At 44.7% G+C, this 24615-nt stretch carries 27 protein-coding genes; 5 read left to right on the top strand and 22 right to left on the bottom strand.

Annotated features, from left to right (window positions below):
• Positions 1-404: 404 nt before the first annotated feature.
• Positions 405-623, bottom strand: coding sequence for a cold shock domain-containing protein CspD (cspD, locus tag ACFI6J_RS12050; protein WP_014949330.1), 219 nt, complete (start codon positions 621-623; stop codon positions 405-407).
• A 243-nt stretch (positions 624-866) separates the two neighbouring features.
• Here cspD and clpS point away from each other — a divergent pair, with 243 nt between their 5' ends.
• A complete protein-coding gene (gene clpS, locus ACFI6J_RS12045; RefSeq protein WP_014949331.1) occupies positions 867-1187 on the top strand; it encodes an ATP-dependent Clp protease adapter ClpS in 321 nt (106 codons plus the stop codon).
• Between the two features lie 24 nt (positions 1188-1211).
• Positions 1212-3488 carry an ATP-dependent Clp protease ATP-binding subunit ClpA gene (gene clpA / locus ACFI6J_RS12040; RefSeq protein ID WP_014949332.1) on the top strand — a complete coding sequence of 759 codons (2277 nt, stop codon included), beginning with the start codon at positions 1212-1214 and terminating at the stop codon, positions 3486-3488.
• Between the two features lie 177 nt (positions 3489-3665).
• Here clpA and infA read toward each other — a convergent pair whose 3' ends face one another.
• The 4 genes from infA to trxB all read right to left on the bottom strand — a co-directional run bounded on the left by infA (position 3666) and on the right by trxB (position 6441).
• Complete coding sequence (infA, locus tag ACFI6J_RS12035) at positions 3666-3884, bottom strand: translation initiation factor IF-1 (protein ID WP_014949333.1); 219 nt, start codon at positions 3882-3884, stop codon at positions 3666-3668.
• A 75-nt stretch (positions 3885-3959) separates the two neighbouring features.
• Positions 3960-4682, bottom strand: a complete 723-nt coding sequence (locus ACFI6J_RS12030; RefSeq protein WP_069944251.1) for an arginyltransferase — start codon at positions 4680-4682, stop codon at positions 3960-3962.
• Positions 4679-5425, bottom strand: coding sequence for a leucyl/phenylalanyl-tRNA--protein transferase (gene aat, locus ACFI6J_RS12025; protein ID WP_039229718.1), 747 nt, complete (start codon positions 5423-5425; stop codon positions 4679-4681). Before aat ends, ACFI6J_RS12030 begins: the two co-directional genes overlap by 4 nt.
• A gap of 50 nt (positions 5426-5475) precedes the next feature.
• Complete coding sequence (trxB, locus tag ACFI6J_RS12020; protein ID WP_014949336.1) at positions 5476-6441, bottom strand: thioredoxin-disulfide reductase; 966 nt, start codon at positions 6439-6441, stop codon at positions 5476-5478.
• 538 nt (positions 6442-6979) lie between these two features.
• On the opposite strand from trxB, the gene yfbV reads away from it, so the two are divergent.
• Entirely contained in the window at positions 6980-7429 is a 450-nt protein-coding gene (gene yfbV, locus ACFI6J_RS12015; protein WP_338853582.1) for a terminus macrodomain insulation protein YfbV, read from the top strand.
• Positions 7430-7473: 44 nt separating this feature from the next.
• On the opposite strand, the gene ACFI6J_RS12010 is transcribed toward yfbV, so the two are convergent.
• From ACFI6J_RS12010 to ACFI6J_RS12000, 3 genes are all read right to left on the bottom strand, one after another.
• Complete coding sequence (locus ACFI6J_RS12010; RefSeq protein WP_435786940.1) at positions 7474-7950, bottom strand: SprT family zinc-dependent metalloprotease; 477 nt, start codon at positions 7948-7950, stop codon at positions 7474-7476.
• A gap of 86 nt (positions 7951-8036) precedes the next feature.
• On the bottom strand, positions 8037-9902 hold the full coding sequence (gene sppA, locus ACFI6J_RS12005) for a signal peptide peptidase SppA (protein ID WP_338853583.1): 1866 nt from the start codon (positions 9900-9902) through the stop codon (positions 8037-8039).
• Positions 9903-10064: 162 nt separating this feature from the next.
• Positions 10065-10256, bottom strand: a complete 192-nt coding sequence (locus ACFI6J_RS12000) for a hypothetical protein (RefSeq protein WP_014949340.1) — start codon at positions 10254-10256, stop codon at positions 10065-10067.
• Between the two features lie 44 nt (positions 10257-10300).
• Between ACFI6J_RS12000 and ACFI6J_RS11995 the strand changes: the two genes are divergently transcribed.
• Both ACFI6J_RS11995 and ACFI6J_RS11990 read left to right on the top strand, forming a co-directional pair.
• Positions 10301-10912 (top strand): HvfX family Cu-binding RiPP maturation protein, encoded by a 612-nt coding sequence (locus ACFI6J_RS11995; RefSeq protein WP_338853584.1) that lies wholly within the window; start codon positions 10301-10303, stop codon positions 10910-10912.
• 169 nt (positions 10913-11081) lie between these two features.
• Positions 11082-11633 (top strand): NAD(P)H nitroreductase, encoded by a 552-nt coding sequence (locus ACFI6J_RS11990; RefSeq protein WP_014949342.1) that lies wholly within the window; start codon positions 11082-11084, stop codon positions 11631-11633.
• 100 nt (positions 11634-11733) lie between these two features.
• On the opposite strand, the gene ACFI6J_RS11985 is transcribed toward ACFI6J_RS11990, so the two are convergent.
• The 14 genes from ACFI6J_RS11985 to ACFI6J_RS11920 all read right to left on the bottom strand — a co-directional run bounded on the left by ACFI6J_RS11985 (position 11734) and on the right by ACFI6J_RS11920 (position 24612).
• Positions 11734-12573: a DUF2797 domain-containing protein gene (locus tag ACFI6J_RS11985; protein ID WP_101564466.1), complete on the bottom strand. Its 840-nt coding sequence runs from the start codon at positions 12571-12573 to the stop codon at positions 11734-11736.
• Positions 12574-12614: 41 nt separating this feature from the next.
• Positions 12615-13622 carry an asparaginase gene (ansA, locus tag ACFI6J_RS11980; RefSeq protein WP_014976407.1) on the bottom strand — a complete coding sequence of 336 codons (1008 nt, stop codon included), beginning with the start codon at positions 13620-13622 and terminating at the stop codon, positions 12615-12617.
• A 190-nt stretch (positions 13623-13812) separates the two neighbouring features.
• Entirely contained in the window at positions 13813-14775 is a 963-nt protein-coding gene (lipA, locus tag ACFI6J_RS11975; protein WP_049588697.1) for a lipoyl synthase, read from the bottom strand.
• The gene (lipB, locus tag ACFI6J_RS11970) at positions 14768-15439 is read right to left on the bottom strand and encodes a lipoyl(octanoyl) transferase LipB (RefSeq protein WP_462586170.1); all 672 of its coding nucleotides are present in this window, start codon (positions 15437-15439) and stop codon (positions 14768-14770) included. Before lipB ends, lipA begins: the two co-directional genes overlap by 8 nt.
• Positions 15440-15703: a DUF493 family protein YbeD gene (ybeD, locus tag ACFI6J_RS11965; RefSeq protein WP_014949347.1), complete on the bottom strand. Its 264-nt coding sequence runs from the start codon at positions 15701-15703 to the stop codon at positions 15440-15442. It abuts the gene before it with no gap.
• A 101-nt stretch (positions 15704-15804) separates the two neighbouring features.
• Positions 15805-16989 carry a D-alanyl-D-alanine carboxypeptidase family protein gene (locus ACFI6J_RS11960; protein WP_462586169.1) on the bottom strand — a complete coding sequence of 395 codons (1185 nt, stop codon included), beginning with the start codon at positions 16987-16989 and terminating at the stop codon, positions 15805-15807.
• Positions 16990-17307: 318 nt separating this feature from the next.
• Entirely contained in the window at positions 17308-18330 is a 1023-nt protein-coding gene (locus ACFI6J_RS11955; RefSeq protein ID WP_281716244.1) for a septal ring lytic transglycosylase RlpA family protein, read from the bottom strand.
• Positions 18331-18335: 5 nt separating this feature from the next.
• Complete coding sequence (gene rodA / locus ACFI6J_RS11950) at positions 18336-19451, bottom strand: rod shape-determining protein RodA (protein WP_014949350.1); 1116 nt, start codon at positions 19449-19451, stop codon at positions 18336-18338.
• Positions 19451-21364, bottom strand: coding sequence for a penicillin-binding protein 2 (gene mrdA / locus ACFI6J_RS11945; RefSeq protein WP_462586168.1), 1914 nt, complete (start codon positions 21362-21364; stop codon positions 19451-19453). The genes rodA and mrdA overlap by 1 nt, the downstream gene beginning before the upstream one ends.
• Positions 21365-21394: 30 nt before the next feature.
• Positions 21395-21865: a 23S rRNA (pseudouridine(1915)-N(3))-methyltransferase RlmH gene (rlmH, locus tag ACFI6J_RS11940; protein WP_014949352.1), complete on the bottom strand. Its 471-nt coding sequence runs from the start codon at positions 21863-21865 to the stop codon at positions 21395-21397.
• 116 nt (positions 21866-21981) lie between these two features.
• Positions 21982-22299 (bottom strand): ribosome silencing factor, encoded by a 318-nt coding sequence (gene rsfS, locus ACFI6J_RS11935; RefSeq protein WP_014949353.1) that lies wholly within the window; start codon positions 22297-22299, stop codon positions 21982-21984.
• 17 nt (positions 22300-22316) lie between these two features.
• Positions 22317-23018 carry a nicotinate (nicotinamide) nucleotide adenylyltransferase gene (gene nadD, locus ACFI6J_RS11930; RefSeq protein ID WP_462574207.1) on the bottom strand — a complete coding sequence of 234 codons (702 nt, stop codon included), beginning with the start codon at positions 23016-23018 and terminating at the stop codon, positions 22317-22319.
• A 13-nt stretch (positions 23019-23031) separates the two neighbouring features.
• A complete protein-coding gene (gene holA / locus ACFI6J_RS11925; protein ID WP_462586167.1) occupies positions 23032-24060 on the bottom strand; it encodes a DNA polymerase III subunit delta in 1029 nt (342 codons plus the stop codon).
• Between the two features lie 15 nt (positions 24061-24075).
• Positions 24076-24612 carry an LPS-assembly lipoprotein LptE gene (locus ACFI6J_RS11920; RefSeq protein ID WP_014976413.1) on the bottom strand — a complete coding sequence of 179 codons (537 nt, stop codon included), beginning with the start codon at positions 24610-24612 and terminating at the stop codon, positions 24076-24078.
• Positions 24613-24615: the final 3 nt, after the last annotated feature.

The raw sequence follows: 24615 nt of genomic DNA, 5'->3' as shown, positions 1-24615 counted from the left end.
GCTATTTCAAAACAACGTTTAAAAGCCCTCTCTTCAAACGAGAGGGCTTTTTTTATGTAGAACCACTATACCTGCGCTAACACACGGCGATTACGAACATTTTAAACCTAGCTGAGTAGGCAATGGTCTACGCGGACTGGTATAAGGGGTAGGGCGATATACCTTATGTTTTGGAAACGAATGTATAAGCGGGAGATAAAAGGAACAGGAAAAAAGCTCGTTGATTGTCTAATTTGAACTATTACGCAACGTTAATACACAACGTTAAGATAACGTAATGCTTATTTTTGTGGGGAAAATTAAAACGCACTTATCCGCACAGGCGCTTTACTGCACCTCCACATTTTGAATGGCAAGAAAAGCAAAAGCCCGACGTAAAAGGTCAGGCTTTAAAAATTCTTTTCTTAACGCTCTGGTTCTTCTTTGAAGCCAATGTTCTCAGCGTGAAGACCTTTAGGCCCTTGCTGAACTTCGAACGTTACTTCTTGACCCGCTTTTAGCGAACGGTAGCCTTCCATTTGAATCGTAGAGTAATGCGCGAAAATATCTTCGCCGCCGTCCTCAGGAACGATAAATCCAAAACCCTTTGCGTTGTTAAACCATTTAACTTTGCCAACCGCCATACTTCGACTTCCTCTTAATCCTTGAACTCACGAGTATATGCCCCCATTATAGATCCGGAGACACGGTGGAAAGAGTATTGATTGTAGCTGCTACGCAGTAAGTTATGTCGTAGCTAACGTGCAATACTCAAAACCACTATACAAAATGTAGATTTTTTAACCATATTATGTCAAGGGCAAATGTGAATAAATTTATCCAAAAGTTTGTACACATATGTGCCATTAAACCACTATTATTAAGTTATGAGTAAAGACAACGCTATTAGTATCGAAAAGGAAAAACAGAAAGACGCGCAGCGACAGAAGCCGCAGCCGCCTCCCATGTATAAGGTGTTGTTGAACAATGACGACTATACACCGATGGATTTTGTCATTGAGGTACTCATGCAGTTTTTCAATATGGACGCTGAGAAAGCCAACCAACTTATGCTGACCGTTCATTATCAAGGAAAAGCCGTGTGTGGCATTTTTACTGCTGAGATAGCAGAGACAAAAGTGATGCAGGTTAATCAGTACGCACGCAAACATCAGCACCCGTTGATGTGCACGATGGAGCAGGCATAAGGTTTTTTGTAGAGGGCGAGCAATATGTTAAATAAAGAATTAGAACAAACGTTAAATAACGCGTTTGTATTTGCCAGAGAGCATCGTCATGAGTTTATGACGGTTGAGCACTTGTTGTTGGCATTGCTTGATAACTCAGCTGCTCGCGATGCGCTCAAAGCATGTGGTGCCGATATTGAGGCAATTAAAAGCGAACTGTTAGCTTTTGTTAAAGATACTACGCCTCTCATTTTAGATGACCAGTTAAACGAACGCGAAACTCAGCCCACGCTCGGTTTCCAGCGCGTGCTGCAGCGTGCGGTATTTCACGTTCAGTCGTCTGGTAAGGACGAAGTTACTGGCGCCAATGTACTTGTTGCTATATTCAGCGAGCAAGAGTCTCAGGCCGTTTATATTCTTAAGAAGGCGGATGTAACGCGCTTGGATGTGGTGAACTTCATTAGCCATGGCGTAAGCAAAGCGGATGATGATGAGCCCGTAAACCCAGAAGCGTCGGAAGAGGCTGAAGCAGGCGAAGAAGGTGGCTCAGCATTAAGCAAATACGCAACTGACCTGAATCGTCACGCGAAAGACGGCAAAATAGACCCGTTGATTGGCCGCGATTCGGAAGTAGAGCGCACTATTCAAATTCTATGTCGTCGTCGCAAAAACAACCCGCTGCTAGTAGGTGAAGCGGGCGTAGGTAAAACGGCGATCGCAGAAGGTCTTGCATACAGAATCGTTAACGAAGACGTGCCTGATGTTATTGCTGAAAGTACCGTTTACTCACTGGATTTGGGTGGCCTTCTTGCTGGTACCAAATACCGTGGTGACTTTGAGAAGCGTTTGAAAGCAATTCTGAAAGAGCTTGGCAAAGACAAGAACGCCATTTTGTTTATTGATGAAATCCATACCATTATTGGTGCTGGCGCTGCGTCGGGCGGTGTAATGGATGCGTCAAATTTACTTAAACCTAAGCTATCAAGCGGTGAACTACGCTGTATCGGCTCAACCACATATCAAGAATATCAAGGTATTTTTGAAAAAGACCGCGCCCTTGCACGTCGTTTCCAGAAAGTTGACGTTACTGAACCTAGCGTCAGCGATACCACAAAGATACTGCTTGGCCTTAAGAGTCGCTACGAAGAGCACCACAATGTGCGTTTCACACAAAAAGCGATTCAAGCTGCGGCGGAATTGTCGGCTAAATACATCAACGAGCGTCACCTTCCAGATAAAGCCATTGATGTAATGGATGAGGCGGGTGCAAGCCAACGTCTGTTGCCGCCTTCTAAGCGCAAAAAAACGATAGGTGTGGGCGATATTGAGCAAATTATTGCAAAAATGGCGCGTATCCCTGAGAAGTCTGTATCGGCTTCTGACAAAGAGGTGCTTAAGAACCTTGGCCGCAACCTTAAAATGGTCGTGTTTGGTCAGGATAAGGCTATAGAGACGCTTAATGACGCTATATTGCTATCACGTTCTGGACTTGGAGCTGAAGCAAAACCAATTGGTAGCTTCTTATTTGCCGGTCCAACTGGTGTTGGTAAAACAGAAGTAACCCAACAGCTGGCTAAAATCATGGGTGTTGAGCTTGTACGTTTTGATATGTCTGAGTACATGGAACGTCATGCAGTTAGTCGCCTCATTGGTGCGCCTCCTGGTTATGTTGGTTTTGATCAAGGCGGTCTGTTAACAGATGCGGTAATCAAAAACCCGTACTCAGTAGTGCTGTTAGATGAAATTGAGAAAGCGCATAGCGATATCTACAATATTCTTCTTCAGGTTATGGACCACGGTACGCTGACTGATAACAATGGACGTAAGGTTGACTTTAGAAACGTGGTGTTAGTGATGACCACCAACGCAGGTGTTCAAGAAACCGTACGTAAATCTATTGGCTTTAAGCAGCAAGATCACAGTCACGATGCGATGTCTGAAATCAATAAGGTGTTTACACCTGAATTCAGAAACCGCCTGGACGGTATTATTTGGTTTAATCATCTTGATCCAGAAATCATCTTGCAGGTGGTAGACAAGTTCATTATTGAGCTTCAGGCACAGCTTGACGTTAAAGGCGTGTCGCTAGAGGTCACCAGTGCAGCCCGCGCTTACATGGCTGAGAAAGGCTATGATAAGGCAATGGGAGCACGTCCTATGGCGCGCGTCATTAAAGATGACCTTAAGAAAGAGCTGGCGAACGAGCTATTGTTTGGCGAGTTATCTAAAGGCGGAAACGTTAAAGTAGACTGCGTTGATGACAAACTTACCTTTGAGTACACAGGTGTAGGTGCAACGTCTGAAGAAGCAGAGCCAACCTAATGTAATAAAGCATGTAGCGCTAGGTAGAAAGGCTAATGTCGTCTATCAAGCGCTGTATCTTCGTTAGTAACTTTGTTTTTAGCGATAGTGCTTCGAGGATGAAATAGGTAAAACCCAGATACGAAAAAGCCCGATCTTAATCGGGCTTTTTTTATGCGTTACCGCTTAAATGGCTCATTATCTTGCGCGATAAACGATACGACCTTTGGTCAAATCGTAAGGAGTCATCTCAACGGTGACCTTATCGCCAGTAAGAATACGGATATAGTTCTTACGCATTTTACCAGAGATGTGTGCAGTCACTACGTGACCGTTTTCTAGTTCAACGCGGAACATAGTGTTAGGTAGCGTGTCTAACACAGTACCTTCCATTTCAATACAATCTTCTTTTGCCATGTAAAGCAGTTACCTCAGTAATTCAAAATTTTTGCCGCGCAGACCTTACCCAATCTTGGGTTCGGTGTAAAGCAATTAAGTGGGTATTTTACTATTTTTGCTAAATAGATGCCATTCATTGTCACTAAACTGCTCAAATGGCAAAAATTTGTGTTTATAAGACATTTTTTGACAGCCCTCTACGTAATAGCCCAAATAAACATAGTGGTGGCCTAAACGCCTCGCTTCCTGAATTTGCATGAGTATCATCCATGTACCTAAAGACGCAGAGCCATAGTCAGGGTCGAAAAACGTGTAGAGCGCAGAGAGTGCACCCATATGTTCGTTAGCATCGACAACGTCAGTTACAGCCACTGCAATGAGCTTGTCGCCATCATAGGCCTCTAGGTAATGGGTTGTCATCCAATCACACAAAACGAAATTGTCGAACTGGGTTCGTGACGGGGGATACATACTACCGTCGGCATGTCGCTCCGTAATGTAGCGTTCATACAACGGGTAGTATGTGCTTTTAGTTTCACTAACTAGCTGAACGCGAAACCCTTGGTTGGCCTTTAACAGCCTTTTTTGACTGCGAGAGGGGGTGTAAGCATTTACCGGAATTCGCACCGACTTACACGCCTTGCAGGCTGGGCAGTGTGGACGGTAAATTTGTTCACCGCTTCGTCGAAATCCCACTTGAATAAGTTGCGAGTATCGCCACGCCTGAAAATCATTATTTTCGGCGTATACTAATAATTGCTCTTGCTCATCGGGCAAATAGCTACATGAAAATGATTGGGTTATACCAAACTTCACGGAGTAATCACTCTTGGCTTCCAACGATTAAGGTAGTCTTCTGACAGCCTACCGTCTTCAGTTAAAGTGTGGTTGTTGTTTTCCAGTTTTTCAATAAAGTTTTCACGGGATAACACATTCGCACCAAGGGATGACAAATGATCGGTAGGAAGCTGGCAATCAATAAAGGCCATATCGTGAGACTTCATGTGCTCAACCAACGCCATCATAGCAAGTTTTGAGGTATTACTTTCCCGGTGAAACATCGATTCACCGCAATATACCTTGCCAATTCCAACGCCATATAGTCCACCCACCAATGTTTCGCCGTCCCAAACTTCCACAGAGTGTGCTAAACCCAAACCATTGAGCTGCCGGTAAGCCCCAATCATGTCATCGGTAATCCATGTTTCGCTATTGAGTTCACCTGTGTTTGGGTTTTTACGAGGGGTTGATGAACAGGCTTCAATTACTCGGTCGAACGCATAATTTAACGTTACCGTGTATTTTTGTTTTCGAGCAAGCTTCTTAAGGCTTTTCGATGCGACAAAATTGTCGAGTTCAATAATGGCTCTGGGGTCGGGTGACCACCACAACAGCGGTTCGTCATCACTGAACCAAGGGAAAATGCCCTGTGAGTAGGCAGAAAATAAACGTGCAGGACTGAGGTCGCCACCAAATGCTAGCAGGCCGTTAGGTTCGTCTAATGCAGTGTCGACTGGAGGGAAGGGCGCGCCTTCTTCGATGTAATGTAACGCTATCATAATCGGGCCAGAAAAAAGCCCCACTGAACAGCAGGGCTTGGGAAACAGTATTAACCTTGTTCGGGCATCGTACCGTCTAAGTATTTTTCAGCATCTAGCGCCGCCATACATCCTGTACCTGCTGATGTAATGGCCTGACGATAAATGTGATCGCTCACGTCACCTGCAGCAAAAACACCTTCAACGCTTGTTTGCGTCGCATTGCCGTTTGTACCGCTGTTTACAACGATATAGCCATCTTTCATTTCAAGCTGCCCATCAAAGATATCGGTATTCGGTTTGTGACCGATAGCAACGAATAGACCCATAACATCAAGCTCTTCAGTGGCATCACTGTTCGTATCTTTGATACGGACTTTGGTTACACCCATTTCGTCACCGAGCACTTCATCTAGCGTACGGTTTAAGTGTAATACCACGTTACCGTTTTCTGCTTTATCACGAAGGCGTTGCTCAAGAATTTTTTCACTTCTAAAGCTATCTCTTCTGTGAATAACATGTACTTCTGATGCAATGTTTGAAAGGTAAAGCGCCTCTTCAACAGCGGTGTTACCACCACCAATTACCGCTACTTTTTGATTGCGGTAGAAGAAACCGTCACAGGTTGCACAAGCAGATACACCTTTACCCATAAACGCTTGCTCTGATTCAAGACCAAGGTATTTAGCTGAAGCACCTGTAGCAATGATTAGTGCGTCACACGTATAAGTACCGCTATCTCCGTAAAGCGTGAAAGGGCGCTTCGAAAAGTCGGTCTTATTGATGTGATCGAAAATAATTTCAGTATCGAACTTTTCAGCATGCTTTTGCATACGAACCATTAGATCAGGACCAGTAAGGCCTTCAGGATCGCCCGGCCAGTTTTCTACTTCTGTCGTGGTAGTAAGCTGTCCGCCTTGTTGAATACCAGTTAACAGTACAGGTTTAAGGTTTGCACGTGCAGCATAAACCGCTGCTGAATAACCTGCAGGGCCTGAACCCAAGATAAGTAGACGGACGTGTCTGCTTTCTGCCATTTTCCTCTCCAAATAATTCACCCAATAGGGTTACTTATAAAATTTCTCTTAGAAAGCTAGGTAGGGGCGAAAATCTGTAAATCAAGCTCAACACCTAGTTACTTTTATTATAGTAATTTGCCAGCGCAACATCTGCAGGTCGTTATTCACTTGCTTTAACAAAAGTAACAACAAAGCCATGCAGCACAGTGTTTAGGCTTAAGCTCTATATGATGCCTTTAAGCGAGAAAAATGTCACTTAAAGATAGATTGAACTTATACCTTTTAATTATTAATGCGGGGTGTATTAGCTACACAACGCCGATCTTCACAGCAGACCAAAAGGCAGCCGCCACATCAACGAAACTTAATTAACTACAGTGCAATCGTATTTGATAAGATCGATGTTGATAGTTTATCGCTGTAATTACGTACTGATTTAGAAGAACCAGTTTGTATTAGCCAAAAAGCGGATTACAATTTAGTTATAACTATCGAATAATGACGTGAGTGATATCAGTATTAATGCTGATAGTAAGGTTTATCAAAGAGGTGAGGCATGTCTCAATCAATAATGACAATGTTGAAAAACGGTCAGCAGTACATGAAGACATGGCCTGTAAGAAAAGAACTCTATGCCTTTTTCCCAGAGTGTAGAGTTGTAGCAGCGACTAAGTTTGCAATCAAAACCATGCCGCCAGTGGCAATGGTTTCATGCGTGCTGCTCTATCAGAGTTTAGGCGCCGATTATCTACCTCAAACCATTACCATAGGTGCTTTCTTTTTAAGTTTGCCTATGCAAGGTTTGCTTTGGCTAGGACATCGCTCTGACCAATACCTTCCACCACAACTGAAAAGCTGGTACCAAGAAATCCACTCAAAAATGCGCTCGCAAGGTGTGGCTATGACCAATGCTAAATCAAAACCAAAATATAAAGAGCTAGCGCAACTTCTTAAGACAGCGTTTAACGATTTAGACAACGCATTTACTAAACACTGGTTTAATTAACAGCACGTATCCTGTAAATACCGCTCGCCAGACAGCGTCTTAGGTCAATTGGCTTCTAGGCTGCCAACGTCTGGTGCGCGAAGCAAGGCCTGACACTTCCTACATTTGTATTGTGCCCCTTTTAAAATATTATTGTGTCTGCGTGTACTTAGCGCATAAGTGTCACAGTCACACACATAATGAAAAGTGCGGGCTACCCGTTTCACGTCAAATTGATGGGTAGCATTAGGCGTGCAGTTAAATACGCTGCGCATTATTGACTGCCATTCTTTGCCGTGGGGCTGAACTCCGCCAAACAGAACCCATACCAACAAATGGCTGACTTCGTGTGGTACCACGTCACTTAAAAAGGCATCGATATTATCTTTAAACAGAAGTGGGTGAAAATTCACGCGGTTTTGCTGTAAAAACGCAGTGCCCGCATTTTTCCCCGACCGTCTAAAAGTGATGGTAGGGCGCTTGAACGTTTGCTTGAAGTATTGCTCTGCTTGCTCATAGCAATAAAAAACAGCGTCGGTAATAACGCGACGCTGATCTTGAGTTAAGTCATTTGAAGCGATGTTGCTGCCTCTGTCTTTTTACTGTTTCTACTTATTTACTGCGCGTATTATTTAACGTCACAAGGTAAACATAGCACGTAGGTACCCTTAGGGTCGTTTAGTTGGTTTACTAAACTGAACTCTTTAAGTACGCGCTTAAATTCATTTACCAGTGCAGAGTCGGCATGGGCAAATTGCCATTTGCCCACAAACGTCATTGCCTGGCCAAAGAATTCCTTCCAGAAAATTTCCTGGGCACTCAGCGTACGTTGTACGTAGAAGGTATCATAACTCTCTAGCTCGGCGAGCTCGGCCGCAGCAACTACAGCATCGTCAACCGTACCAAGCTGGTCTACCAAGCCAAGTTCAATTGCATCTTCGCCAATCCACACGCGTCCTTGGGCAACACTATCCACTTCTTCTACCGACATACCACGAGCATTTGAAACCAACGACAAGAAGTTTCCGTAAGTGTTTTCAACGTTGCGCTGAAGAATCTGACCGAATTCTGGTGCTAGTGGACGCACAGTAGAGAAGCCTGCAAGCTCTGTAGAGCCCACACCGTCACTGTGAATACCTAAATAATCCAGTGAATTCTCGTAGGTCATAAACATACCAAACACGCCAATCGAGCCTGTAATTGTGCTAGGGCTTGCAATTATTCTATCGGTACTTGCTGCAATCCAATAACCGCCTGAAGCTGCATAGGTGCTCATAGAAGCAATAACGGGCTTGCCTGCTTGTTGTAGTTGCAACACTTCCTGACGAATAATTTCAGAGGCGAATGCGCTGCCTCCAGGAGAATCAATCTGAAGAACCACTGCTTTTACGTTGTCGTCTAGACGTGCCTTTCTTAAAAGACGAGCGGTGCTGTCTCCACCTATAGTACCGGCTTTTTGATTACCGTCTAAGATGGTGCCCTTGGCAACTACAATCGCCACTTTATCCATATCTGACTCGATAACCGGCATAGGCGGGTTAACAACTTTAAGATAGGTATTGAACGAAGTGAGGTTAACGCCGTGATTGTTTTCATCTTCACCGACTAACTCAGTAAGCTCCAATCTTACTTCTTCGCGGGTCTTCAATGCGTCTACCCAATTATTCTCAAGCGCATACTGTGCGAAATCGCCGCCTGCCGCTTCAAACTTTGCTAATAAACCTTCAAGGGTCTCGTCAAAGTTTGCTTCATCGATACCGCGAGCTGCTGCTACATCCGCTTTGTATTGCGCCCAGTAACCATCTAACCACTGTTTTTCCGCTTCTTTTGCTTCTTCAGACATATCATTTCGCATGATAGGCTCAACAGCAGATTTATAAGTACCAACCCGGAAGATATGCGTGGTTACTTTTAACTTTTCTAGCATGTCTTTGAAGTACATGCCATAACGGCCGTAACCTTCAAACATTAACCCGCCCATTGGGTTCAGATAGATGCTATCAGCGTGTGCTGCCAAGTAATATTGGTCTTGGGAAAAGTAATCACCAATGGCATAAACGGGCTTTTCAGATTCTTTAAATGCGTCAATAGCATTAGCTACGGTGCGCAACTTGTCTAAACCACCGCCGGTAAGACCTTGAAGGTCAAGAACCAAAGCTTTAATACGGCGATCTTTTTGCGCATTTTCAAGCACTTTCACTACATCGCGTACCAGTACTTCTGGGTTTTCAGGTTCACTGCCTAGCGATTCTTGTAAGAACTGTTCGAAAGGATCAATGCTTTCTTTTTCTATAACTAGCTTGCCGTTAAGCGTAAGAAACAAAGCACTGTCTTTGTTTACGGTAAACTGTTCATCGTCCTGACCAGTTATTGCGATTATCAATCCAACAAAAATAACAATGAATATCAAATTAAAGAAAAGTTTGCGGGTGAAGTTAAGCACCGTCCACAAGCCAATAAACAAGGATTTAGTCCAATTTCCTTTGGCTGCCATTTTAATCACTACCTTTTTTTGAATTAACTAACCAGAGCAAGATAGATCAGGCATACCTTACTCACGTACTGCATTCTATTATGTTACCTAAATCGAGTAAGATCGCGAACTTAATTGTAATTTTTTGTGAGTGTCTTTGTTTTCGGAGACTTACGATGACTTTTATTCTGCGTTCTTTTTTTCGTCTTGTTCCAGCCACTTTCGAATGAGAGAGGCAATACGTTTGTGACTATCCTCGCTCATCGTCATAAGAAATTTTCCATTCTTTGCTTTATAGCCGGTTTTTCCATGGCCCTTTTTCATTAGTCGTAAAAACGGTGAGGGCTTATTTTCGCGCGATGAAATTTTTTTCATAAAGTGCCGTTCTTATTTCTTAATCACACAAAGTAGGCAAAACAATGACACACATTTACCAACAAATCGTAACCCGACTGCAAGTGGCAGATGGCATTCCTTTACTTTTATTGCGCTTGTATTTAGCACCAGTGATGATACAGGCTGGCTGGAATAAAGCATCCAGTTTCGACAGTATTGTAGATTGGTTTGGTAACGATGATTATGGGCTTGGTTTACCAATGCCTTTTGTAATGGCGTTCTTAGCTACAGCTGCAGAACTCGTGGGCGGTGTTCTATTGTTATTGGGTGCATTGACCCGCTTGGTGAGTATTCCATTAATGGTAACCATGATAGTCGCTATGGTGAGTGTTCACGCTAAGAATGGATGGCTCGCTATTGCTGATGCGTCTTCATGGTTGGCCGACGGTACAATCTTACTGAATGAAAACATTATGGCTGCGCCAGAAAAGCTTGCGGCAGCTAAATCATTGTTACAAGAGCATGGCCATTATGACTGGCTTACATCCAGCGGTAACTTTGTGGTACTTAACAACGGCATCGAATTCGCAGCTACCTATTTTATTATGCTTTTAGTTTTGTTTATCTATGGTGGTGGACGCTTCTTTAGTGTCGATTACTATGTGAATAAAGCCATGCGTTCTAAAAGTAATTAGGGACGCTCCATTTCCTGTACAAAAGGCCGGAATTTTCTGGTCTTTTTCGTTTATGAACCGTAGGATCTAGCAATCAGGTTAGGTAAATTATTGTTGTTGGCACGCTTTTCTCGATTATGAAAATCGAAGCGTGATAACAGCAACGCGAAAAAATAAAGTAGGGACGTAAATGGACGCATTAACATTGTTACTCAACAGAAGTTCTCAGCCTCGATTGGAAGCGCCAGCACCTAGTGGAGATGCCTTAGAGAATATTATGCAGGCTGCACTACGTGCCCCAGACCATGCTTGTCTTACTCCGTGGCGTTTTATCGTGTGCACAGGAAAAGGGCTTGATAAGCTAGGTGCACTCTATGAGCAATCCGCTATTGAAAATGAAAAGTCGCAGAAAGAAATTGAACGTGCCGTGCAGCTTCCTCACCGCGCACCTATGGTTATCGTAGCCATCGCAAAGCATGTGGAACATGAAAAGGTACCGCGTGTTGAGCAGATAGCGTCGGCAAGCTGTGGCGTTATGGCGATGCAAATGGCAGCAGTAGCACAAGGGTTTAACGGCATGTGGCGCACCGGTGGCTACGCACACTGTGAGACGGTAAGAAACGGATTAGGCTTAAGTGAAGAAGACGAGCTGGTAGGTTTCTTATATTTAGGAACACCAGCGTTTGAGCCTGCACCTAAACCGCAAAGAAATAGTAACGACTACTTTGAATTCTGGCAGTAGTTGATACCTATTCGAATAAACTGCCGCATTAGATAGCTAGCGGCGGGTAAGAAGGGTCTTATTTTTATAAGTAAGCTAAAATAAGACCCTAACATTTAACCTAGAAAGATAGGTCTACGTTATAACCAGCGAACTTCCTGATATTAATAACGCGATCGCCATCTAGCATCCAGTATTGCCCTTTGATACCTTGCAACACACCAGTAAATGACGGTGTCTTATCTAAGTTTAAAGATTTTATCTTTACCGGATAATCTTCAACAGGGTAATGAATATCATGGATAGGCGTAGTCACTTCTGATACTGCTTGAAGCCCTTTTTCTTGCTTCAGCGCTTCTAGCTCACTTTCAATTTTACCCATTAATTCGGTTTTGACCTGTTCTAAATCAACCTCGTCAGGTTTGCCCTTTAACATTGTTCGCCAATTGGTTTTATCTGCAATGTGATCTTTGCATAACGTTTCAACCAAACCACTGGTAAGCCTGTCAGGAACTCGCAGCATTACGGTAGCCTGCGTAGCTCCTTGATCCATCCACCGCGTAGACACGCCTTCGGTGACTTGACGAGTGATGCCCACTTTTACCGTACCTGTGTTAGCCAAATAAACAAAATGCTCACTAAAGCAATGTTCTTCACCCCACTGAGGTTCTCTGCACGTCCCTTCGTGGTAATGGCACTTTTCTGGCTTAATAATGCAGCTATCGCATTGTGCCAGCGATATCAAACACGGGTAGCAGTATCCTTGGTTGAAGCTTTTTTTGGTTTTGCGGTTGCAGTGAACACAGTTGATGTCACCAGAGTAGGTTACCGTTACTTCCTTGCCGATAAGAGAATTGATATCTACCAGCTCATCACCAATTGGAAGCGAGTAGTGCACGGTATTGTTTTCATCGGCGGAGGTACGCATTTTTTTAAGCATACCCGAATATGTTGTTATCACTTGTTGAAACCTTTTTCTTAAAAACTTTATTTGTAACGCTGCTAGTCGCTTAATTCGCCACGCAAGTTTTGCGTTAATAGATGGCTTATTTCCTCAAAAGGAAGCCCTTTACTTAATAAGTAGTGCAGTTTCGCGAGGGCAGCCTCGGGTGTCATATCGCTACCCGATAAAACTCCTACTTCTTGTAGGCCATGGCCGGTGGCATAGCCACCCATGTTTACGCGACCGCGCATACACTGGGTACAATTCAAAACAGGAATTTCTCTGGCTTTTGCGTATTTTAACTGTGCAATAAGCTCAGGGTTCTGAGGTGCATTGCCCACACCATAACTCAGTAAAATCAACGCGTTCACAGGTTGCTGTAGCGTGTTTTTAATCACCTCTGGCGCAATACCGGGATACAAACTTACCATGCCGATCGGTTGGGCTTTGACGTTCGATACCGTTAAGGTGTTATTTGGTGTCTTCGCTAATTCACCGGCTTTCAGACGAATGTTAATGCCAGCTTCTAACAGTGGAGGAAAGTTAGGGGAGTCAAAGGCACTGAATCCATCTGCATCTACTTTGCGGCTGCGGTTGCCACGAAGTAGTCTGTTGTTGAAGAACAGTCCGACTTCGGCAATGGGGAAGTTCGCGGCAACATATAACGCGTTTAGAAGGTTGACTTGACCATCTGAGCGAAGCTCTGCCAGTGGAATTTGAGAACCGGTAACAATGACAGGTTTTGACAAATCCTCAAGCATGAAACTCAACGCCGAGGCGGTGTATGCCATGGTGTCTGTACCGTGCAAAATAATGAAGCCATCGTACTTGTCGTAGTTGTCGGCGATATCATCGGCAATACGCTGCCAGTCAGACGGGTCCATGTCTGATGAATCGATAAGGTTATCGTATTCATGCAGGGTAAAAAGGGGCATTTCAGAACGGTGAAACTCCGGCATCTTTTTCAGTGTGTCTGACAAGAAGCCTGCAGCGGGTACGTAGCCTTGTTTAGACGGCTTCATACCAATAGTTCCACCTGTATAGGCAATATATATATGTTTGCGCATGAAATGACCTTACCCTTAATTTGGGAATACTTTTCAAAAGGGGATAGCGTAATTTGACGGGCATTCTAACAATACCCACGGGTTTGTCACCCTGAAATACGAAGGCACAAAAAAGCGGTGAAGATCACCGCTTTTATTCTGTATCAACTTTTTAGCAACGTTAGGCTGAGCCCTATGCTGAAGTTCGGTACTACTTAACTTCTTTACCCGCTGCTTGTTGGTCTGCATGGTAGCTCGAGCGGACCATTGGGCCACATGCTGCATGCGTGAAGCCAATTTCTTTTGCGTAGTCACCAAGGGCGTCGAATTCCTTAGGGTGTACGTAGCGCTTAACCGGGTAGTGGTGACGGCTTGGCTGAAGGTATTGACCCAGCGTAAGCATGTCCACATTGTGAGCGCGCAGATCATCAAGTACGCCTTGAATTTCTTCGTTCTCTTCGCCCATACCCATCATCAGACCAGATTTGGTCATCACGTCAGGGTGTTGCGCTTTAAACTTCTTAAGCAAATCCAACGACCATTGGTAATTCGCGCCAGGGCGACATTCACGGTATAAACGCGGGATCGTCTCTAAGTTGTGGTTGAACACATCAGGCACGCCGTCTTTGAAAATCTCAAGTGCACGATCCATACGTCCACGAAAATCGGGTACTAATACTTCGATTGTCGTTGTTGGACTGTGTTCGCGAATGGCGTTAATACAATCTACGAAATGCTGAGCGCCACCGTCGCGAAGGTCATCGCGGTCAACAGAAGTAATAACCACATAGCGCAAATTCATTTCTGCAATGGTTTTAGCCAGCTTCTCAGGCTCTTCTGCACTAGGAGGCAGAGGTTTACCGTGGGCTACGTCACAGAAAGGACAACGACGAGTACAAATATCACCTAGAATCATAAAGGTGGCTGTACCGTGGTTGAAACACTCGGCAAGGTTAGGACAACTCGCTTCTTCACACACAGAGTGAAGATTGTTTTTGCGAAGTGTCTGTTTGATGTGATCAATTTTCTCGGTAGTACGAGGAAGCTTGATTTTAATCCACTCCGGCTTGCGCAGCATTTCTTCCTTTTCAGTAGGAATAATAGTGACGGGAATGTGTTTTACTTTTTCATCATCACGGAGTTTTATCCCCGCTTGAGGTCGTGCATTACTCATCAAAACCTTCTTTGTATGTTGGCTGTGCAATGGAAAGCGCTTCTAGCAACAAATGCGTTAATTCATTACCAGCGGTCTCAAGCGTAGTTGGACCATTGAGGCGCGCGGTATCGATCATTTCCATACCGGCATAACCGCAAGGATTAATACGCTGAAACGGTGATAAGTCCATATTAACATTTAAAGCTAAGCCATGAAACGAGCAGCCATTACGTATTCTTAAACCTAATGAACAAACTTTCTTCTCATCGACGTAAACGCCAGGCGCATCGGGCTTTGGATACGCGGTTACGCCGTATTTTCCAAGTAGTCCGACCACCGCTTCTTCCATAGCAGTGACTAAATGGCGAACACCTAGCTTTCTGCGCTTTATGTTTAGCATCAGATAAATTACTTGTTGGCCTGGACCGTGATAGGTCACTTGGCCACCTCGGTCAACCTGAACAACAGGAATATCACCAGGCATAAGTATATGTTCAGCTTTGCCTGCTTGTCCTTGCGTAAAGACGGCATCGTGTTCAACAAGCCAAATTTCATCTTGGGTGCTTTGGTCTCGCTCATCGGTGAAGCGTTTCATTGCCTCGAAGATAGGCTCATACGGCTGACGCCCTAACTGACGCACTATAACGCCGTTTGCGTCAGACGCTATCGACTGCTCATTCACTTAAAGTACAACCCTAACCAGCTCTAATTTGGCAAGTTCAGTGTAAATGGTTTCCATGTGCTCTTTACTGGTTACACGCACACTGATAGAAACCGAGTGGTAAGTACCTTTACTACTTGGTTTTACGTTAGGCGAGTAATCACCTGGCGCGTGTTGCTGAAGGCAGCTCACTACCTGTTGAGGTAGGTCTTCATGAGCAACGCCCATGACTTTAAACGTTTGGTTTGTTGGAAAATCTAGTAATTCGTCGAAACGGGTATCCATGCGATATCCTTGGTACTTAAAATATCATATAAAAAAACGGCCAGATTGTAACAAATCTGGCCGCTTCACAACTAGCTTTTTAACGTATTCAGTAAAGGTGTTTACTCGTCGTCAAATCCTAGCTGAAGCATAATGTAGTCTTTTATGCGATTAAAGAAGCTGCCTTCTTTTACTTCTTGAAGGGTAACTAGGGGATAACTAGCCACATCTTCACCGTCTAGTTGTAGATAAAGTTTTCCGACAACCTGACCTTTTGCAAGTGGTGCTTCAAGCTTGTCATCAAGTTCGAAGTTAGCTTCTAAATTAGCCGCCTGACCGCGTGGAATAGTAATGGGGGTAGATTGATTAATTCCAAGGTCTACTGTCTCTCTATCACCCATATAGATGCGGTGAGCAACGAAACTATGACCAGCTTGGTATGGCGTAAGTGTCTCGTAAAAACGGAAGCCATACTTAAGTAGCTTTTTGTTTTCAACTTTACGTGCACGTTCGCTATCAGTCCCCATAACTACAGAGATTAGACGCATACCGCCTTGCTCTGCAGAAGTGATTAGGCTGTAGCCCGCATCAGACGTGTGGCCAGTTTTAATGCCATCAACGTTTAAGCTTTTGTCCCACAACAGGCTATTGCGGTTGTATTGCTTAATGCCGTTGTAGGTGAATTCCTTCTCGCTATAAATCTTGTACATTTCTGGCGTTTCTGCGATAAGCGCGCGAGACAGAATCGCCATGTCACGAGGGGTAGTGTAGTGGTCAGGGTCGTGAAGACCGTGAGCATTAACCCAGTGAGAACCACTCATGCCAAGTGATGCCGTGTGTGCATTCATCATGCTGGCAAAAGCAGATTCTGAACCTGCTACGTGTTCTGCCATAGCAACACAGGCGTCGTTACCTGACTGCACAACAATGCCACGCAGTAAGTCACGTACTGAAACTTGTGTACCTACTTCAATAAACATTTTTGACGAGTCAGGGAATTTCTTCGCCCATGCGTTTTCCGAGATAGTCACTTCGTCGTCTAAGCTGATGTTACCGGCCTGTAATTCTTTGCCAATAACATAAATAGTCATTATTTTCGTTAAGCTCGCAGGAGCAAGCTGCATGTCCGCATTTTTAGATGCAATCACATGACCCGTTTCAAAGTCGGTTAGAAGAAAACCTTCTGCGGCAACTGAAGGAGCAGGCGGAGTGACTACGGCAGCATTTGCTGTGTGTAGTAAAGTGCCTATCACCAAAAAGGCAAATGAAAGTAATGACGGTTTAGCGCGTTGAATTATTCTGAGCATGGTTCTAATTTCTTTGACCGTTTTATCCGTGTGAGTTAAAGCTTACCCTATTGTTGCGATGACCGCGAAACGATGACCGCAAAACATGGCTACCCAATTTTAGCTTTTGTCCAGTTCGTAACCGAATTCTGTTGTTTCACCTACTTATTAGCTGAGGTGACGAGAGATCTTAACGAAAGGCTGCTTATAAGACTAGGTTTTATCAAAAAAGTTTACGTGATTGTAGGTATTAGGCGAAGAAACCGTGATATTGCCTGCTGAATGACACAATGCTGCCACAATGTCGTTGTTTTTATGAGCGTGCGACAACCCAACTAACTACATGGTCTGCGTAATCGCGTAAGCGTTGGGATAGCCATTTTGCTTTAATTGTTCAAGAACCTCCGCGACGACTGCTTCATCGTGGATAGGGCCTAACTGTAGTTTATAAATGTTATCTGCTACTGGTAGATGAGCGGGAATTTGATATAACGCCGATAGCACGTTAGAGATAGATTTTGCCTTCTCGGCGTTTGAAAGCGCAGCAACTTGAATATAGATCGCATCACTTACCGCGTTGGTACTTTTCTCACTGCTGCTTGTGTTGGTATCCGCGGTGTTCGAAGAGGGGGCTAATGGCGGGGTGGGTGAAGTTGCTGCCAAGGCCGGTGCGGGTACTACCGCAATACCCAAGTATTCATCGTAAGTAACGGTTGGACTGTTTCCCACCGTCACATTGTTTTGTTCATCAAAGTGGATAACTTCAAGTTTGACTCGCGCTGTGCCTTTGCTGTGGTAGCCTAGTTTTACTGCGGCTGCATACGACAAATCGATAATTCTATCATCGTGAAAAGGGCCGCGGTCGTTAACGCGGACGATCGCTTGTTTGTTATTTTCCAAGTTAGTAACACGCACGTAAGAGGGCAGTGGCAATGTTTTGTGAGCTGCGCTCATGGCAAACATATTGTAAGTTTCGCCATTTGAGGTTAAGTGACCGTGAAACTTCTGACCATACCAACTGGCATAACCAACCTCCTCATAGCCTTTACCACTATCCATTGGCGTGTAGTGCTTGCCCAGTACCTTGTAAGGCCTGCTGTTAAACATGCGGTAGGCTTCGTATTTTGGTACAGCATCAAGTGTTTCTGGTTTCTTGGCAACGTGCTTAGGCGCTGAGTCTTGCTTTTGAGTATAGCGACCAGATTGTGTAGGTGCACTTTGGCATCCCACTAATGCCAAAACTATAAAAACAGCTGAGCCATAGCGAAAGAACTGTCCGTTTGCCAGATTTTGGGCAACAAGACCCGCATTAACTAAACCCGCTTTTACAAAATCAAGTACCGAAAAAAGGCGTTGTAACATACAAGTTATCTAGACATTAAACGTTTCTGAGTGGCAATGGCCATAAGAATGCCAAAACCTGCCATTAAAGTCACCATAGATGTTCCTCCAAAGCTCACTAGAGGAAGGGGAACACCCACCACGGGAAGTAATCCGGACACCATGCCCATGTTTACAAACACATAAACAAAAAAGGTAAGGGTAATACTGCCGCCAAGCAATTTTGCATAGGCGTCTTGTGCCCGGCTAGAAATTATAAGGCCGCGCATAATTATAAAAATGTATATTGCCATTAAACACATTACACCGGTAAGACCAAACTCTTCACTGAATACTGAAAAGATAAAGTCGGTGTGGCGTTCGGGTAAAAACTCGAGTTGTGACTGCGTACCCTGTAACCAGCCTTTGCCGTCTACACCACCGGAACCAATGGCAATTTTAGATTGGATTATGTGGTAGCCAGAACCTAGTGGATCGCTTTCCGGGTTCAAAAAAGTAAGAACCCGCTGCTTTTGATAATCCTTCATTAAAAAGAACCACATCACAGGCGCAAACGCGCCAATGAGGCCGCCCACTACTGAAATAAGACGCCAGCTCATACCTGCCAGGAATATGGCAAAGATACCTGAACTGGCGATGAGTAACGAGGTCCCTAAATCAGGCTGCTTTGCAATGAGAATGGTGGGCACGACCACCAAACCAAACCCAACGATAATGTGGGTGGTGCGCGGCGGCATAGTGAATTTACTGATATACCATGCAACCATCATAGGCACGGCAAGCTTCATCAGTTCAGAGGGCTGAAAACGGATAAAGCCCAGGTCTAGCCAGCGCTGTGCGCCTTTGCCCATATCACCAAATAATAAAACGGCAATTAGCATGAGCAGGCCTGCACCATAGGCATAGGTTGAGAAAAACCTAAACACGCCCAAAGGGGCTTGGGCTAATCCGAACATAACGATAAAGCTAAATCCCAGCCTGATAAACTGGCGCTCCATTTGCTCCATATCCTGACCTGACGCCGAGTACAGAGTAAATAGCCCAACACAACTTAGCACGAGTAGCCCGACTAACAGCCAGCCATCGATATGAATGCGCTGAAGAAAACTTACTTTATTAGGGTTTATGGTGGTTCTCTTCACTAGTTTGTCCCTAATTCATTATCAGTGTTTGCCGAGTCAGCTTCGGCAGTTTCAAAAACTCGGTCTCTGAAATAGAAATCCATGATTTGACGGGCGACGGGTGCTGCGTTCTTACTACCACCGCCTACGTTTTCAAGGACCACGGTTACCGATATCTCTGGATCATCGAAAGGGGCAAAGCCAACATACATGGCATTGTCTCGAAGACGCTCATCAATTTTAGTAGCGTCATATTTTTCATTTTGGCCAACGGTAAACAACTGCGCTGTTCCTGTCTTACCCGCAGAGTCGTAAGGGGTATCTGCAAATGCATGACGCGCGCCGCCTTCTTCGCCACTCACAACATCGCGCATGGCGTTTAACACCACATCTAAATTGTTACGGTTCTTAATTTCTATAGGCCGCAGCGACTTAAGCGGGATAAGTTCGACAGAACTATCGGTGTTCATATAACCGCGAATGATTTGTGGAATATAGCGTTCCCCAGCATTGATCAGCGTGTTAACCGATGTATTTAACTGGACCGGCGTGGTGGTCCAATAGCTCTGTCCTATACCAACGGGGATGGTGTCACCAATATACCAAGGTTGATTAAAGCGAGCGCGTTTCCAGCCTCGGCTAGGCATGTTGGCATCTGACTCTTCGTAAAGATCGATACCCGTGAAATCTCCAAATCCGAATTCGTACATAGATTCACTGATTTTATCGATACCCAATTTATACGCTAGCTCGTAATAATAAGTATCGCACGACACTTCTATTGCTTTTGATACGTTAACTTTGCCATGTCCCCATCGACGCCAATCGCGCCACACGTGCGACACATTTGGCAATTGATAGCGTCCTGTATCGTTAATGGTGTAGTCTTTGGTGATGATGCCTTCTTCTAGTCCAACAAAACCAAGGTGCGGTTTAATGGTAGAAGCGGGAGGGTATTGTCCTTGTGTCGCCCTGTTAATTAGCGGGCGGTCCGGTGAATTCAGTAGCGCAGAGTAATTCTTGCTGCTGATACCGTGCACGAATAAATTGGGGTCGTAACTAGGGTTAGAATAAAGTGCCAGTACGCCACCTGTTTTAACATCGGTAACCACTACAGCGCCGCGCATGCCTTCTATTATTCGCTGGGCTTCTAACTGAAGCTCTAAATCCAAGTTAAGTACGATGTCTTTGCCCGGTGTTGGTGGCTCAACACTGAGTACACGAATAATTCGGCCTTGGTTGTTTACTTCGACCTGCTGATAACCCACTTTTCCATGAAGCAGCTCTTCGTGATATTTCTCTATGCCTAGCTTACCGATATCGTGGGTTGCGGCGTAATTATCTTCTTGACCTGCTTCAACGAGTTTTTGTAAGTCTCGCTTGTTAATGCGTGCAACATAACCCAGTGCATGGGTAAGCGTTTCTTTATAAGGGTAATGACGAGCTAAACGCGCTTCAATTTGAACACCCGGAAACTTGTGTTTACTGGCAGAGAACAACGCTACTTCTTCTTCGCTTAGCTGAGTGCGAAGCGCAACGGGTTTAAATCTTCGCGTTCCTTTTAGCGTAGATTGAAAGCGTTCAATTTCATCGCTGGTGATGCTCATTAATTCGGTCAGATCTGCAAGGGTTTGCTCAATATCATCCACTTGCTCTGGAATAACTTCCAAACTGAAAACTGGACGGTTCTCGGCTAAAAGCACGCCGTTACGGTCATAAATGAGACCGCGGTTAGGCGGTACGGGCAGCACTTTAATTCGGTTACCGTTAGACCGGGTTTGATAATCTTCAAACTGGGTGACCTGCAAAGAATAGAGATTGTTAAGTACAATGCCCAACATGGCCACAACAATAATAAAAGCAATGGTCGCTCGGCGCGCGAACAAGTTCGCTTCAGCGGAGTGGTCCCGTATTGCTTGACGTTTTCGTTGCATTGACTTCCTTTGCATTAATAAAGCGACCAATTACTCACGGTGATAAGGGTGATTTTGCGTCACCGACCACGCGCGGTATAAGCTTTCTGTAAGAATGATCCTAACAAGTGGATGGGGTAGAGTTAAGGCTGATAAGGACCACTTTTGTTCCGACGCAGCAATACATTCTGGTGCTAGCCCTTCTGGACCACCAATAAGCAGGCTTACGTCGCGCCCGTCCATTTTCCAATTGTCGAGTTGTTTAGCAAGCGTGGGAGTGTCCCAGGGTTTACCTGTTACTTCTAACGTAACAATGCGATTTCCTTTGGGAATAGCGGCTAGCATTTGCTCGCCTTCTTTTTCCAAAATGCGCTTAATATCCGCGTTTTTGCCTCGCTTTCCGGCAGGTATTTCAGTAAAGGACACTGGCATGTCGCTAGGGAAACGACGAATAAACTCATCCACGCCCGTACTTACCCAGCTTGGCATTTTTGTTCCGACCGCGACGATTTGTATACGCACTTCTTTTACCCTTACCGCAGGAATTAGTATTTCACTTATACAATAAAGGCCATACACATTTGAGTATGGCCTTTATTGACCGTGTTACTGCATGTTTATAGCAAGCGTTTACGCCACTACGACCACAGTTTCTCTAGCTGGTAGAAATCACGGGTTTCATCTTGCATAACGTGCAAAATAACATCACCAAAATCAACCAGAACCCATTCGCCGGTTTCCTTACCTTCCACACTTCCAGGTGCGTGACCCGCTTTCTTCGCTTCTACCATGACATTTTCTGCAATAGATGAAACGTGGCGCTTTGAGTTACCTGAACAAATGATCATGGTATCTGTAATACTTGATTTGCCGCGAACGTCTAGTTCAATAACATCACGGCCTTTCATATCGTCAATTTTGTCTTTAACAAACTGTTTGAGCTGTTGACTCTCCAAGAGTTTTCCTCACTTACTTAACTTTTATATAACTGATGTTCGTTTATGTAATCTAAAACGCTTTCTTCTAACCATAAGTTAGATAGGTCAGCATTTGAACTGTTTGGCGTACCCGCTTTTTCAGGCGTAGCAGCACCTGCTAGTACGTCACGAATTTCAGTAGATGAAACACTAAACAGCGGTGTGTTGGTTAACACTACATGGCCTGCAGGCTTTGCGTGAATAACATTTTTATCGTTAGCCACATGACAATCTAACCAAGCTTGTATTGCGGGAGGCGGCGAAAATTTTTCGTCGTCTCTGCGCATAACCACTAAGTGACAATAATCGAGCAGGTGTTCCCACTCGTACCATTTGTCCAGATTATACAGCGAATCTGCGCCAATGAAAAAACAGATTGTGTCATCGCTTTTCTCTTTAAGTGCACGCAGTGTTTTAACTGTATAAGAGGGTGACGGAAGCGTCAGTTCAATTAACTCTGGAATAAGTCTGTCATTGTTTTGGGCGCAAAGTTCAATCATTTTTACCCGATGGCTTTCTGATACACCTACTGACTTATGCGGAGCTAATTTACAAGGCATGAGATGAACGTGGTTTACTCCAATTTCATCTGCCGCTTTAAGTGCCGCACCAATATGGCCTTTATGCGGCGGATTAAACGTACCACCAAGAATGGCTTTCACCGTTGGATATGCTCGAGAAGCGCCGGAAAGACTCACTTAGAATTGCCCATTATGCCTGTAACAGAGGAATTTCGCGAAGGTCCATACCCATGAACATCATGCACAAGTGACACATTTCGACGTAAGGGCGGGCAATGACACTCTGTTTGAATGCATGATCTGACTGAGTCAACGCTTTTTGGATGTCTTCTAGCTGCGCGATGCTCAGACGATTCAAGGCACTTTGATAAAAACCTTGTCTATTACGCCAAATACCGAATTTTTGCCACTGAATGGGGGCACCGCTTTGCTGCGCTAGTTTTAGTTTCCATAACTGCTCCCACTCTCGAATCAGCGCCCAAATAATGATGTTAGGCTCCAGGCCCTCACTCTCTAATCGGTATAGCATTTTTATGCAGCGGGTACTGTCGCCGCTAAGCATAACGTCAACTAGTTGAAACACGTTGAAACGCGACTGGTCGACCATCGCCTCTTCAATTTGTTCGTCTGAAATAGACTGGTGTGGATAGAGTAGGGCGAGCTTATCAATTTCTTGCTTAGCAGCAAGCATGTTGCCTTCGCAGAAATCAGCAATCATCTTAGCACCCGACGCTGATACGGAGAGTTGGTGGGCATTTAACTGCTGGTTAAGCCATGCATTGAGCTGCTTGCCTTCCAACGGGTAACACAATACCGACGCGCCCAAATCATCAAGCACTTTAAACCATTTGCCGCGCTGCACGTCTTTGCCAATTTTGGGGCCGTGAACCAGCAACAAAATATCGGGGTTTAATGATGCCGCGACTTCTTGCAGCATTTTACTGCCTTCAGTGCCCGGTTTTCCCGTAGGTAGCTCTAATTCAATAAACTGTTGGCTTGAGAAAAGCGACATGCTTTGTGTGGCTTCAATCAACTGATTCCAGTTAAAGCCTGTTTCAGCAACAAGAACGGTTCTTTCTTCAAAGCCATTGGCTTTTGCTTTAGCGCGTATTTGCTCAATGACATCAAACTTCTGCTGGGGTTCATCTCCAAACACCAGATAGCACGGGCGAAGCGCCTTGGTGATATCTTGGCTAAATTGGTTTGGATAAATCTGCATGAAAAATTCTGATGTTTACTGACTAACGGAAGTTGACGCATTTGGTGCAGCGGCTGCCTGACTGGAAAGGCGTCTGATCATGATATCAGCGGCTTCATCGCGCATTTCACTTAGCATCAATTCAAGTTCGCGAGACTTTGCCAACACTTGGTCAGGGTCGTCTTGATAGTCACGTACTACTTCAAATTGCACCATTACCGCTTCCTTACCAGGAAACTGCACGCGGTAACGCACAACATATATCAGTTCATATTCAGCGACTTGACCCGAAGGATAAACCGACAGCAGCTGACGTTCTAATTTCTCTGGAAGCAAATAGATGTTTACGTTTTGGTTAGAGCGCGATGTTTTATCTACGCTAACACTGGATAAACCGTAAACGTTTAAGCGTTTATCAAGCGCACGCGCCAAGGGCGCGTGTGCTCGGGCACTTTCAATAGCAACGGTGTTTATGTCGTCAGGTAGGCTAGGGCTACTTCGCAAATGAAAGCCACAGCCAGTAACCAATACGGTTCCCAACACAGCGACTGCGAATTGTAAGTGCTTTTTCATCAG

The organism is Alteromonas sp. G4i13 (assembly GCF_054960505.1).
The sequence above is the reverse complement of the archived record's forward strand: the minus strand, read 5'-3'. Positions and strand labels throughout refer to the sequence as shown.

Coding starts and splice junctions, on each gene's coding strand:
- cspD (WP_014949330.1), bottom strand. CDS start 623: ATGGCGGTTGGCAAAGTTAAATGGTTTAACAACGCAAAGGGTTTTGGA.
- clpS (WP_014949331.1), top strand. CDS start 867: ATGAGTAAAGACAACGCTATTAGTATCGAAAAGGAAAAACAGAAAGAC.
- clpA (WP_014949332.1), top strand. CDS start 1,212: ATGTTAAATAAAGAATTAGAACAAACGTTAAATAACGCGTTTGTATTT.
- infA (WP_014949333.1), bottom strand. CDS start 3,884: ATGGCAAAAGAAGATTGTATTGAAATGGAAGGTACTGTGTTAGACACG.
- aat (WP_039229718.1), bottom strand. CDS start 5,425: ATGATAGCGTTACATTACATCGAAGAAGGCGCGCCCTTCCCTCCAGTC.
- trxB (WP_014949336.1), bottom strand. CDS start 6,441: ATGGCAGAAAGCAGACACGTCCGTCTACTTATCTTGGGTTCAGGCCCT.
- yfbV (WP_338853582.1), top strand. CDS start 6,980: ATGTCTCAATCAATAATGACAATGTTGAAAAACGGTCAGCAGTACATG.
- sppA (WP_338853583.1), bottom strand. CDS start 9,902: ATGGCAGCCAAAGGAAATTGGACTAAATCCTTGTTTATTGGCTTGTGG.
- ACFI6J_RS12000 (WP_014949340.1), bottom strand. CDS start 10,256: ATGAAAAAAATTTCATCGCGCGAAAATAAGCCCTCACCGTTTTTACGA.
- ACFI6J_RS11995 (WP_338853584.1), top strand. CDS start 10,301: ATGACACACATTTACCAACAAATCGTAACCCGACTGCAAGTGGCAGAT.
- ACFI6J_RS11990 (WP_014949342.1), top strand. CDS start 11,082: ATGGACGCATTAACATTGTTACTCAACAGAAGTTCTCAGCCTCGATTG.
- ansA (WP_014976407.1), bottom strand. CDS start 13,622: ATGCGCAAACATATATATATTGCCTATACAGGTGGAACTATTGGTATG.
- lipA (WP_049588697.1), bottom strand. CDS start 14,775: ATGAGTAATGCACGACCTCAAGCGGGGATAAAACTCCGTGATGATGAA.
- ybeD (WP_014949347.1), bottom strand. CDS start 15,703: ATGGATACCCGTTTCGACGAATTACTAGATTTTCCAACAAACCAAACG.
- ACFI6J_RS11960 (WP_462586169.1), bottom strand. CDS start 16,989: ATGCTCAGAATAATTCAACGCGCTAAACCGTCATTACTTTCATTTGCC.
- ACFI6J_RS11955 (WP_281716244.1), bottom strand. CDS start 18,330: ATGTTACAACGCCTTTTTTCGGTACTTGATTTTGTAAAAGCGGGTTTA.
- mrdA (WP_462586168.1), bottom strand. CDS start 21,364: ATGCAACGAAAACGTCAAGCAATACGGGACCACTCCGCTGAAGCGAAC.
- holA (WP_462586167.1), bottom strand. CDS start 24,060: ATGCAGATTTATCCAAACCAATTTAGCCAAGATATCACCAAGGCGCTT.
- ACFI6J_RS11920 (WP_014976413.1), bottom strand. CDS start 24,612: ATGAAAAAGCACTTACAATTCGCAGTCGCTGTGTTGGGAACCGTATTG.